The organism is Novipirellula methanifontis, assembly GCF_052161655.1.
Taxonomy (GTDB): domain Bacteria; phylum Planctomycetota; class Planctomycetia; order Pirellulales; family Pirellulaceae; genus Novipirellula.
Map to the genome: position 1 here is coordinate 9,630,480 of NZ_CP197418.1, position 12,814 is coordinate 9,643,293.

General features: G+C 52.8%; 9 protein-coding genes and 1 tRNA gene. 1 reads left to right on the top strand and 9 read right to left on the bottom strand.

Annotation, left to right across the window (positions count from 1 at the left end):
* Window positions 1-30 precede the first annotated feature (30 nt).
* From SH528x_RS34215 to SH528x_RS34255, 9 genes are all read right to left on the bottom strand, one after another.
* Complete coding sequence (locus SH528x_RS34215; protein WP_442507901.1) at window positions 31-2,361, bottom strand: ABC transporter substrate-binding protein; 2,331 nt, start codon at window positions 2,359-2,361, stop codon at window positions 31-33.
* A 10-nt stretch (window positions 2,362-2,371) separates the two neighbouring features.
* The gene (locus SH528x_RS34220; protein ID WP_442507902.1) at window positions 2,372-5,713 is read right to left on the bottom strand and encodes an outer membrane protein assembly factor BamB family protein; all 3,342 of its coding nucleotides are present in this window, start codon (window positions 5,711-5,713) and stop codon (window positions 2,372-2,374) included.
* 134 nt (window positions 5,714-5,847) lie between these two features.
* The gene (locus SH528x_RS34225; protein ID WP_442507903.1) at window positions 5,848-6,645 is read right to left on the bottom strand and encodes an ExbD/TolR family protein; all 798 of its coding nucleotides are present in this window, start codon (window positions 6,643-6,645) and stop codon (window positions 5,848-5,850) included.
* Window positions 6,646-6,652: 7 nt separating this feature from the next.
* Window positions 6,653-7,129 carry an ExbD/TolR family protein gene (locus SH528x_RS34230; protein WP_442507904.1) on the bottom strand — a complete coding sequence of 159 codons (477 nt, stop codon included), beginning with the start codon at window positions 7,127-7,129 and terminating at the stop codon, window positions 6,653-6,655.
* Window positions 7,130-7,133: 4 nt separating this feature from the next.
* On the bottom strand, window positions 7,134-7,625 hold the full coding sequence (locus SH528x_RS34235; protein WP_442507905.1) for an ExbD/TolR family protein: 492 nt from the start codon (window positions 7,623-7,625) through the stop codon (window positions 7,134-7,136).
* A 162-nt stretch (window positions 7,626-7,787) separates the two neighbouring features.
* Window positions 7,788-8,507 carry a MotA/TolQ/ExbB proton channel family protein gene (locus SH528x_RS34240; protein ID WP_442507906.1) on the bottom strand — a complete coding sequence of 240 codons (720 nt, stop codon included), beginning with the start codon at window positions 8,505-8,507 and terminating at the stop codon, window positions 7,788-7,790.
* Between the two features lie 440 nt (window positions 8,508-8,947).
* Entirely contained in the window at window positions 8,948-9,790 is an 843-nt protein-coding gene (locus SH528x_RS34245; protein ID WP_442507907.1) for a hypothetical protein, read from the bottom strand.
* A gap of 102 nt (window positions 9,791-9,892) precedes the next feature.
* Entirely contained in the window at window positions 9,893-10,774 is an 882-nt protein-coding gene (locus SH528x_RS34250; protein WP_442507908.1) for a hypothetical protein, read from the bottom strand.
* Window positions 10,775-10,886: 112 nt separating this feature from the next.
* Window positions 10,887-12,566: a hypothetical protein gene (locus SH528x_RS34255; protein WP_442507909.1), complete on the bottom strand. Its 1,680-nt coding sequence runs from the start codon at window positions 12,564-12,566 to the stop codon at window positions 10,887-10,889.
* Between the two features lie 170 nt (window positions 12,567-12,736).
* Between SH528x_RS34255 and SH528x_RS34260 the strand changes: the two genes are divergently transcribed.
* Window positions 12,737-12,809 (top strand) — tRNA-Phe (locus SH528x_RS34260).
* The last annotated feature ends 5 nt before the right edge of the window (window positions 12,810-12,814 follow it).

A 12,814-nucleotide genomic window follows, 5' to 3' on the forward strand; every position in this document is an offset into this window, starting at 1 on the left:
CACGACTCCTGGGCTGAAGTACGCTGCGACTCACTGATTCAATTGCCATTTATCCGCGTTCTGATAGAGCGAGACGATATCGTTTCCGACTCCAATCAATTCTCGTCGATAGGCGTACGAATCGACCATTTGCCAAAGTGGTAACACTGGTAGTTCGTGATGGGCAATTGCGTGTAAATCAAGCAAGCCATCACGTACCATTTTCCAATCTCTGGCCTCTTCGATTCGACGAAGCCCTAAGCCCACTAATTGGTCGGAACTCGCCGCAAGCCCCTCGGGTCCCAACAAGCGACGCGCGTCAATAATCGGCTCCCAAATTGCCGCAGAGACATACACGATGTCGGCGGTTCCGGGGTCAGGGAATGTGCGTCCGACGGGAAGCTCGACCAATTCAATTTTTAAATCTAACAATTGCCACTGGCTCATAATCGCCTCGCAAGCGACACGTGACAAATTGTCCGCAGGAAACGCCAAGCGAATGGGCTTCATCTCCGGCACGACTTCTTTCTTACGATCCGCAATCGCCTTCATTTGATTGGCATTCAGGGTCATCAACAACTTGGCCAATCGAGGCTCATAGCGGCGAGCACCAATGCTTTTGTCGTAGGCATATCCCAATGGATCATCCATTTCGATTCCCGCAGGAAACGGCCCCGAAACGACTTGGCATCCTGGCACCTCAAGTCCCTCGAGCAGCTCGCCATTGAGAATATCTTCGCGGTTGATCCCATAAACCAAAGCACGTCGAAACGTCCGTTCGGCTAAAAACGCATGGTCCGAACAGGGCACCAACATGTGCACCGTCGGCAGCGGATAATTCTTGACTCGGATATCACGACTTTTGCTCAAGCGAACGGCATCCGCAGGAAACAATTGATCCAGCACATCGAGCTCACCTTGCAACAGCAAACTCACCCCGTCACTTGCCGATGCTTGGCGTATTTCGACAACTTCACGAAGCTGTTCGGGAGTTTCAGGTTCGGCGGCGAGGATATAACGAACCGTGTCATCGCTCTCGGCGTCTCGCTTGTAAGCGCCTGTGGGTGCCCCTTTTTGTCCCCCAAACCAACTTCCATCAATGGGAATCTGTAGCAGACACGATGGCAACACATGCGGTCGACGCAGCGTGCACTCGACTCGCTTGGGGCCATCCATCCCAATGGCCGTCACGGCAGCAGCCCAAGGCGAAAAATACTCGGGTGTATTGCGAGTAGCACGCTCGGCGATTTTATCTGCGATGGTGAAACCTTGAATTTCACTCAGCGGTGGCTTCAATTTCTCCGTTTCCAACACCAGATCAAATTGGGTCCGATAGGGTGTCGTCTCGGTTTCGCCAAAGACAAAGTCGTACTCGCCTCCCTCAGGCCCCGCTCCCTTCATTTCGAACAGGGTGCGATAGACCAAGCGACCGGCGCGACGCGACGCCCAATTATCAATACGAGTCGGATCCAAAACCGTTGCTGTCTGCAGAACGCCAACGCGTACTAACGGATAGATCGAATTGACTTTGCGAATTAGCTCTAGACCGCCATCGATATCAGGTCGAACAGCAACGCTTTCGCGTGACAATGCGCGAGCACTGCGATAGTCCTTTGCCTCGAGCGCGGCAATCGCTTCGGTTTGTTTCTTCTGAGCGAGTTGCAAGAAAAGCTTATTCCACTTGGAAATCGATGCTAAGCGTCCCTCGCCATAGTCTTTCTCCAAACGGGCGAGCATCTGCTGAGCAAGCTCAAGCTTCCCTTCCTTGACAAGTTTCAACATCAACTTGTCCGTGATTCCACTGAGAGCTCCCAGCACCGTTTTAGGCTGGAACTCAGGTGCATAGCGCCACAGCTCTTCAAGCATCGCCAGCGTCGCTTCGAATTCACCTGATTTGGCCCGTTTGATCGCATCCTTCCACAAAAATTCACTTCGCATTTTGCGAAGCCCCGGACGATTGGGATAGTCGCGAATCAGCACCGACAAAAAGGGATAGGCTCCCTGGAAATCCTCGGCCGCGATCATCTCGGCCGTTTCACGTTCGAGCCGAATTTCCCAGAGATCGATCTTCTCGATGTTCTTCCAATCGGTGACAAATTTTTTCACCTCGATTCCAATGATTTCGAACTGAAGTGTCCCTTTGGGATTGTCAGGGATTTTCCGCCCGGGAAAGTCAAGCAGCCGAACCTTCACCCAACCGCCACCAGATTCTTCGGTCAAGAAGATGATGTCATGAGGTTCCTCTTGCAACAATTCTAAACCGACACGATCGGGCACTCCCGATTCCGCGTAGTTCACAATTTGTGCTGAGACCGGTGTCACCCAGGTGGCAACCACCAGCAACATTGCGAGCCATAGAATTTTTTGTATTTTGATGTTCATCTGGAGCCTCTTAATTTTTCGATGGAACATCAGTGATGTAAACAACGCCTTCGGCACCCGGTACTAACAACTTCGTACCAATGCCAAGCGGTGGCGCGAAAATAGGTTGGCCAAGATCGCTTTGCCCAAGCAATTCACCCGACGTGGGATCAAACGTCACCATCCAACCATCCTTGCCAGCGACCAACATCACCTCGCCAATAAGCACCGGGGCACCGACGACCTCTCCTTCAGGAACCGGCAACTCGAATTTTTGTTTCCCTTCGGCATCAAAGGCACGCAGCACCGAATCATCGGTTCGTAGCACACAATAGTCGCCTGCCGCGACTGGCCCCCAATTGAGTCGACCATCCATCAGCACTTTGAATTTCTCGTCGAGACTGTTTAAATCATGTCCGACGACGAAATCGGCAGCAGGACCAGCAACCGACGCAATCAAATTGCTTCCGACCGCCGCGGTAGGACCTAAAAAAGGTGCTTCCAACGATTTCTTGGCAAGTTCACGCATTTGCTCTCCGACCCGCAATCGATAGAGCTGTTTGCGACTATCCGCAATCACGACCTGGTCCGGGTCGTCTGGCATCGCAACCGGCATTGACCACGTCACCGAGCCCTCGGGTGCACTCGCAGGCTGGAATGGGCTCCCCAACATTTGCCCGGTTTGCCAATTCATCAAAACGGCGCGGCCCGATGCGGTCGGCACAAACAAACCACCACCCGCGACCAACACGCCTCCGCTTGCTTTGCCGGATGATGCCAATTGCAGTTTCCGCAATTTTTCTTGACGGCGAGTAGGATCGTAAACAACGATATCTTGCAACGTGGCTTGATTGAGCATCAAACTCCGAGTCTCGTCGATTTTGATTGGGTTTTCGAAACGCATTGCAATCCCTGATCCGCCGGGGTTTTCGATCGGATTCGCAGTCGAGCCACTCGCCAAAGCATCGCGATCGAGTTCGAACAAGGCACCTTGGGTTGTCACCGCATGGTACCCCCCGCCACCCACAATCGGCACAATCATTGCGATTGGAACGCCGACATCGGTTCGCCAAATTTCGTCACCGGTTTTCGCATCCGCTGCGGTCACTCGGATTGCCGAAGTTCCACGCAAAATCCTCGCGTGTACCAATGTGTTTTCACTCGTAAACGGTTGACCGATGAACCGATCCGCTTCATTTTTGAACCAGTCCTGGACGACACGCCCGGTGTTAATTTGCAACTCATAGCGGCCAATTCGCGTTCCGGTGATCCACATCTGTGATCGGCCTACGGCCATCTGAGTCGAGGTTGGCACATCATATGAGGCCACTTGCGTTGCGACTTCGCTGACTTGCTCGCGTTTCGCCGTCGGCTCGACTTCGAGCACCGAGACTTGCCCAAGGTCGGTCAACACAATCAACTTACGATCCTGGATGATCGGCTTGACTTTCACATTCCCATCGAGGCGGATCGAAGGCTGGGCGACTTTTAGTTCTTGGCCTTGGTCATTCACCTTCAAAATATGTACGCGCGTGTAATTCGTACCGGCGTTCTCAAGCACGAAAACATGCCCCAATAACGCCACCGGTGGAACGGATATCGTGCCTTCGGCGTGACCAATGTAGAACGTTTCGTAACACGAACCGTCGCGACTATTTAGCACATAGAGATTGCTGTGGTTGCCTGGGATATAAGCCACCTTCGCTCGCTTATCGATCCCTGGGCCCACTTCGAGTGGCTGAGGAATCTGATCCACCCAATTGGCCTCACCCGAGTCTGCATCGAGCGATGCGAGTCGGCCTGATTCCGTCGCCACGTACACCGCATCCGAAACAGTAACTGGCTCGCTAAAGAACTCGTCAATCACACTGCGCCATCGCAGAATGCCATCTTTACCATCACATCGCTGTACTTCGAGTTTTGCCGATTCACTCAGCAAGACACCGGAACCATCATCCAGTCGCACTGGCAAATGATCCTGTCCGTAGCCAACGAACTTACGCCATAACAACCCGCCGGTATCTCCAGCAAATGCCAACATCGATCCGCCCGCACGCAGATACAAGATTTCGCCAACCAAATCGACCGCTTTGCGTCCTTCCATCGCCGTTAGCACGATGGAACGATCGTTTCCACTACTCTCTTTCAAATCAGCCAATTTTGGCACATCGCTCGCTGGTTTCACCAACGTTTTTTGAATGTCGCTGGCGCTCACGATTAACGCCATCAGCCGATCGTTATCATGAAGCTCAGGAAACTCACGCAGCAACTGGGTGCGAACGTCATAGGCCTCTTTGGTCTTCTTTTCTTTCAAGAATCCTTCCATCGCAACGACCGATTCGTCCAACCGCACATTGCGATTGATCTCGCGACGCACGCGTTGCCGCATCTCTGCAATTTCCTGCAACTTTCCGCCCAACGTCGTTTTCATGGCGGAACTCAGGTAGTTTGGATTTTCCGTCAACACGAGCTGTTCGTCTAACTTGCCGAGCAACTTCTCTTTCTCGGCGGTGTCTTTTTCTTTGTTCGCCACGCGACCAATTTCGTAGGCAACATCCACCAATAACGCCGCCAAGTTAGTGCGTTCTTCGTTGAGCCCCTGTTCGTTTTCAATCGTCGGCAATTCTTTCTTTAGCAGTTCCAGTGCTTCCGTTGGATCGGTCATCTCCTTTGCCCGATAAAACTTGCACATCACAATTCGCACGCGTGAAATCGACGAGTACTGATGGTTTTCACCAAAAGAATCGAGAAAGCTGATGTAGGAATCTTGTGCCGGAGTGTATTGCTGTTGATCGTAAAGCTTGTTGGCATTTGCGATAAATTCATCAGCACTTTGCCGAGTCAACATGTAGAACAGACCATAGCCCGACAACAGCAACAGGACGATGATGCCTGCGAACCCGTAGACTTTGAACGAGTCCCAAACCGACTTTTGCTCTTTAGGTTTAGGACGTGCTCGCGTAGGACGCGAAGCAGCGGCACCGTTGCCTTGTCCGTTCTCTGTGACGGGAACCGCTTCGACGGCAACGGCTTCCACCGGCACCGCTTCGGCAACAAAGTCCCCTGTCCCATCGTCGTCGATGCCGACCTCGAACACTTCTTCGCCCTCTTCTTCGGGCAAGATCGCGAGATCGTCCATGACCGCAACCTCGGCGACTTCTTCACCGGGTTGTGAATACTCGTCCGAGCGAAGTTCCCCAATTAACTTGGTGGCCTGAAATCGCGTCAATTGTCCGTTGTCGACCAGCAGCTTCGCAACCGCTTCGGGCGTGACTCGAGTCCCCTGCTCCAATTGCTCACGGAGCGCCTCGATGATTTCCTGGTCGAGCAATCCACCGCGTTCTAGCCGATCGATCAGTTCATTTGCAAGCATGTTTAACGACTATTTTAATTCTGTGATAAGACTCAATCAATTAGCAGGTGATGCCGTGAAACCGTCATCACATCTCTGATGCACTACGACGCCCCTAACTCAGCTGTTCACCCCAGCAAATTTCGACAACGATCCTAGTCAAATTCTTCGACCTGAGTGACTTGCAGTTCGGTATACCCGGCAATCGTTCCGGCATCCATGGCATCGACGAGAGCTTGTAGCTTTGCCATCTCGTGAACTTTGATAACTAATTTCATGGCGTCACTGCCGCCGGGCACCGCTTCTTTGAGCGCTGAAATCAGATTTTGCTTGCCGGGTGTTTCTCTCTCCCAATCCGCAGCCATCACCAAAAACGAGCCGCGATCATCGATCTGGACTTCTACCGAATCGAGTTCTTCGGTCTCTTCAGGATCCGGGTTGCTACTAGGCGCATCGGTTTGTTGGCGAGGCATCTCGATCGATTTCTGCAGACTGAACGATGCCGTGACCATGAAGAAGATCAACAACAAAAAGGTCACGTCGACCATCGGCGTCATGTCCAATTCATCATCTTGGCGAGGCTGACGCTTGGGCACTTCGTCGTCGTCATCGTCCTCCGACACGGAATCTACGGCGGACTGCGTCGCAGCCACTGCCGCAGTCGCGACCGCGGTGGACAAACCAGGTCTGGGAGAATTGAAATCGCTCGAAGATGACGAATCCGCGTCAATTGCTTCGGCATCGCCGATGCTGGCAAAGTCGTCATCGCCAAACTCGTCGTCAATTGACTGCACCTCGACAATCGGTTCGAGGTCATCGACTTGTTGGACTTCGTTCTGTGCAGGGACATCCACCTGCGCATCGCAATCGGGACAACGCACGTGCCCTCCGGCAAAACGTTCGTGGACATTGTGCTGAGCGTGGCATTGTGAACATGTAACGGGAATTGCCATAGCGACTCTAGAACTCTTCCACTTGATGGACTGTCAAATTCGTCAAACCGACAATGCTGGCCGCATCCAATCCGCTCACCAGCGATTGCAACTTCGCTTTCTCGTGCACCTGTACATCAAGCTGAAAGCCTGCGGACGCATCGCCGACGGCACGTCGCAGCGTCGACACAAGCTGCTGCTTCCCAACCACATCGAGCGACCAATCCGTCGCGGTGACTGCGAAATCACCCTGCTCGTGAATACGAAGCTCAATCATCGGCAACGCATCAACGGGCGTGACCGGGACGGGACTCGACAATTCACTGGGGCTCCGCTGCATTTCGATCGCACGTTGTAATCCGAAGGAAGCGGTCACCATAAAGAAAATCAAAAGCAAAAACGTCACGTCCACCATCGGGGTCATATCCAAATCGTCACCGCGATTAAACAGCGACGCATGGTATCCCTTACTTGCGGGCAACGCTGCGTTAATGGATCCCGACATGTGCCTACTCCTCTTTGACCGCGATGTAAGTCGATTCGATGTCCTCGAACGCGTCGCCAATAACCTGCTGAATCTGAGTCACCTTGCCCACTTTTACGTTAGCATCGCCAAGCAACATGACTTGATTCTTGTTTTTTCCGATCGACTTTTCGAGTTCCGAGGTAATGTATTCAATGATCTCGGTCGACTGAGTCGCTTCGTCTCGACTGAACTCGCTGCCGTCACGCCTCTTCAAGATCACTTCGTCACCCGCTCCGGGATCGATAAAAATGATCGCTGAATCGTCAGCCGACACAGCCAAACCGTTATCCGCCTCTGGAATCGTACCGATTTTTGTGGGGTCCATCTTGGAAGCGACCACAAAGAAAATCAGCAGCAAGAACGTGATGTCGATCATCGGCGTGATGTCCATCTCTTCATCGTCACGCTTCTTGCGCGGCATTGCGACATCATCTTCTTCCTCGAGAAGATCTTCGTGTACTGTATCTGCACTCATGATCGATTGATCCTAAAAGTGAACACCGCGTGCAAAAGGAACGTTTCGTCGGCAGAGATCACTCGCCACCGAAGCCACTGCAACTCCATGCCCGCGATCGCTGCCGCGAGCCATCAAGCTCGCGACCAACTCCAGACAAGTCATTTGCCCCAAATAGCATGGCTAACGGGGGGGCGATTGCATCACTGTTTCCACTGGCTCTGCCGCTGAGGCAGAGGGCGAGGCAGGCCCACCGCTTGGCCATTTGGCGAGCGCCTCTTTGTATTGAGTCATAAATCGAGCCAATCCGGAACCGACAAGGTCTTCCATCTTGGCAATTTTAATATTCACGTTTGCGACAAGAATCATGAGCGGGATCGCGATCGCCAAACCACACGCGGTGGTTCGCAGTGCCACGTTAATGTCCCCGGCCAACAACGAAGGTTCGACCGATTCGGAGGTGGCCAGCGTCTTAAACGCTCCCATCATTCCGAAAACGGTACCGAACAGCCCGATCATCGGAGCCGATTTGATCACCGTGCTGACCCAGGAAAGGCGATACTCGAGATCGCTCATCACGTCGCGTTGGAAGCGGTCCAAAACAAATTGCCGTGCACGCTTGTAACCGAGCTCGCGATGGTGCATCGCCATTTCGATGATCTGAGGAATCGCACGATTATCGCCGTCGCTATATTCCGCGATTCCCTCGAAATCTCCGACGTTGAGCATTTGTTCAACATCATCCATGAAGACATCTTGTTCGTCTTCGCTTTTGAAACGTTTTTGGTTGACTCGTGCCCAGACGACTGTCGCGCTATAGAGTCCCCACAAAGCTGCCCCCGCCAGGGCGCCGTAGGTCGCTTGCGAGATGATGTCGAAGATAGATATTTCAGCGAAAAGCATCGAGGATCTCGTCCTTCGGTGGATCAAAGAAAAGGGTAAAAGCAGCTGTTCCCATAGAGGTTCACTCAAAAGGGATGGCAATTCCAGCTTTATCCTAACGAATCCGCCGATTTTTGGCGCGATTGCATTAAGCAAAACAGAGCGAAAAATTGACAACCGCCCCTCATAGCCGCGCAAAACGCGTTTTCCCCGTCCGCTTTGCTTCGCGGACACGCTTCGGATGCACTGCAATCCCCCCGCAACCCAACGCCGTGAACGATTTCTAGGCTGGAAATTACAGCATTTGCGTTTCGTAGCTACGCTCGCCAAAGCGTGGATTGATGGCGTCCAATGCAAATCACCACCTTCTGGCGAAGGTAGCTACTAGGAAAAGGTAGCTACTGGAAAATCGTTCACGGCGTTGCCTGCGGCCAAGGAAATGCGAACATCGACCGCACCGCTCACTCGGCTGAACGATACCGCTGCGAGACGACTTGCCAAACCAATTCGCCACCTGATCGAGCGAGCGAAAACACCGTCCGCTGAACACTTTCCAATGATTCACGCCCATTGCTGTTCGCAGACGCCAACTCGATCGCCAACAATTGACGCTCCAGCTCGGCAGGAACGAACATCATTTCCACCCGCCCGTCGCCAAGATCGATTCCTGCTTGGTGGATCAGCTGGCGATCCCACTGGATTAGCGGACTTGCGGCGGTATAGCGAAAATAGATTCGTTTTTCCGCGGCGCTCTCTGCCAAATGTCGACGCTCAGGCCCACTCGGACTGGAGAATGCATACGCATAATCCACTCCCGACTGGCCTCCGCCAATCACACCAAGTTCAATGCCGAATTGGTCAAGCTGAACCGCGTAATCGGCAATATCGCGTGCGGTAAAAACCAGTTGCCAACGCTGGGCAGGAGGAACGAGCAGGCTTGAATCTACGCCGGGCCCTGCGGTGCGACCGTCCTCGCCTTGTCCGGTGTGGGCACCATCGAGATCCGAGGCCGAACTCGATAACGCAGCCACTTGGGCCGCGGACTGAGAGATTTGCTCGAGTGATTTTTCGACGGGCAACTCCTCGATCCCAGCAACCTCGTCTTCAACCGGCACAAGAAACTCGGAATCTGCACTCGACTCGCTTCCCGCGGCGACCCAGCGTGCTGGTGGTACCGATGTCTTTCGTTCTTGCGACTCAGCACTAAGTATCCAGAGCAGAAACAACACGCTAACGGAGGTTGCCACCAACACCAACAAGGCAAACAGCAGGGACGAGATGGAATCAAACCAAGTCGTTCGCATCCCTTTGCTCTCGGCTTTTCCCCACCGAGATGTGACAGACGATTGCCTGGACGCGACGGCCTCTGCAGAGCTTGCAATCATCGAATTCCCCTGGCGAATTAACTATTTACGTGATTTTCGGTAGCGTTGATCGATCACTTGAAACTTGTACGAATTGCCGTCGGCAGTGCTTTCAAAAATCGTTTTGGCGATTTCAGTCACCGATGGATGTCCCTTTGCAGTCGAGTACTCGAGTTCGATCTGGGCCAATTGGTTTTCGAGGTTGGTTGGGATGAATTTCATCATTTGCCGATTCGCGAGCTGGACGCCCGCCTTTTGCAGCAATTGACGATCGAACTGCATCAGCGGACTTGGCGAGGTCCACATGAAATAAAGTCGTTTTTCGCTCTTTGTATCCACGATTCGCCGTGATTTGGGGCTGCCGGCCAAATTGTTGGCGACGTCAACGCCCTGAATCGAACCGCCGATGGCTCCGAGTTCGATCTCGTAAAAATCGAGCTGGGCGGCATAATCCCCAAGTGCTTTGGCGGTGAAATTGAGTTGCCAACGCTCGAAACGCGGCACAATATCCTCGCCCTCGCCCTCGGGCCCAGGCGGACGACTGTCTCCTTTGCCCGTCCCCGTGGTCGACGCAGTCGCGTTCGTATTCATCGTGTCGAGCGTCGCGGCAACGTTGCTGACCGCATCGGTCACCGCTTCGATGGTGTCCTGCAGCGTCGGCTCCATCAATTCTTCGACTTCCTCGGCCCCGGGAGGCTCGAAATCACGCTCGAACCCTTCGGCATTTTCGCCACGTCCGGCGGGATTTTCGATAATCGGCTTGATGGCCTGAGGCGGAAACGACATTCGGCTGGTCAACCAAACGATGAACAACATCAGCACGAATGTGCCGATAAAAAGGATCAACGCGGTGAACAACGAAGTGACAAGATCAAATTTGCTTGTACGGAGTTTCTCACGTTCAAGACGACGTTCCTCACGCATTTCCTCCAAAGAGGATAGTACTGGAGAATGATCAGCGGCGGACGACATCGTTTACCTACACGACAAAAGCAAAGAACAAGAAAATCACGCAAATCGACAGACGACGATTGTCTTACAAATCGTAATCAATAAAGACGTAGCTGGGGTTCGACTTTCGGTACCATTCTCGCCATTGCATCTGAGCCTTCGTTACCTCCGACTTATTTGGCTTGTCCGGCATTCCAAATCCTTCGAAGCGTCGACTGATGAATCGCAACCCATCGCGAGCATAGCGTGGAACCGCCGGATCGGGATCGCTGAGAGCAAAGATCAGCGTCGGCACGACTCGCAATTCATCACTTTGGCCGAGCAAACGAGCCGCAACGCGACGAGCTTGCCACGACCGACTGCCGCGGACCAAGCGTTCGAGCCGGTCGATTTGGGCCTTTCGTTTCTTTGGATCAGGATCCAATTTCAGGTCATCGGGAATCGATTTTCCCTCCAGCCCCCCGCCTTCATCGTCACTGAGCATATCAAGCAAATCGTTAACTTCATTTGCCGGAGCGCTGCCTTTGATTTGCGTTCCTTCGACCTTGATCGCTGTCGTATCATCGGGCAACCCCCAGCCTCCCTGAGTCGCTCCGGAACTAAGCTTTTCAATCGCCTTCTGGGTACTTCGGCTCAAAAACAAAATAGCAAAAGAAGATGCAGTGCTCTTGGTAACGTAACTATTCACCCCGTCCCACCCAGCGCCATTGACTTCTGTACTCTTCAAATAGCTAACTCCGGCGTCATACCAAGCCGCACCGGGCTTTTTCTCTAGCTTCAATGCGATTTCTCGAAAACTCTGATAGCGCTCAATCGTGTAGATGTTGTAGTAAGGCCAATCCACCTTACTTGCCGCATTTTTGGCAACATAAGCATCACATTCTCCGATTGCAGACAGGATCGGTTCCACAGGCATCGTCGGACGCACGACCGATAGATTTTCCGCACCTTGTTTGAAAAGAGATACCGCTTTGGGCATCCCGTGCAACCCTGTGTCGTCTTGTGCAACATCCCCCCAAAGCCTCAAAATATCGGCAGCAATCAAGACCGCACTGCCGCCTGCGTAGGCCATCGATAAGTACACATCTTTTTGCTTGATCCGGCCTCCGCTCCCAGGATCTTGCCCCTTATACGGCCAACCTCCGCTCACATCTTGAACTCGCAGCAACCACTGAATGGTCTTCTCGACACCGGCATAATCAATCACCAATCCCGCACGATCGAGCGTCCAAAGCGCCAGGATGGCGTATTGCGTCTGGGACACGTCCCCCTCGGAATCACCGCGATAACCGTATGCTCCATTGCGAAATTGCGCACCGCGAAAATACTTTTCCAGCGTTTTCAACTCATCCCGGTACGCAATTGAATCCACCTCCGCTAGCAATAGCGTCGTCACAGCGGCGGAATAAACGGTCTTTGAATGTCCACCCGGATCACGCCCCGACAAACTTCGCACGAAGCTTAGGCTCGACTTCAGCCCTTGCTTCACCACCACACTGTTGGGGTCATGCGTTGCCTTCATATAGGCATACGCTGCTAACGAATGTTCACCCGATCCGCCAGAATAAAAAAGATTCAACGGATAATGCGTGTCCGCATTGACATTTTTCTCAATGCTCCGAATCCCTCCGTCGATCATCTTTTTCACGACCGGATCTTCCGAAGTGTAGGCTGAGGCATACGAGCAACCGAATACACCTCCCACGATGAAGAGGGAAGTGTAAACCAACCTCTGGATGTTCGAGTTCGTTTGAAACAACGACATAGAAGCCTCTCAAGAAAAGACCACTTTCATGGCAGAATAAACGACGAAGACGAATTGAATGGCAACCACCAGTAAAACGTTTCGCGAGAACTTTTATCATACCCTTGCAAGAAAGTGCCGAAAGGGATTAATATTCGTTTTCTCGTGAGCGGAATTGCCGTTTTCTGAACGGTCAGATAGCTCAGTTGGTAGAGCACGGCCCTGAAAAGGCCGGTGTCGGCGGTTCGAGCCCGCCTCTGACCACTTCC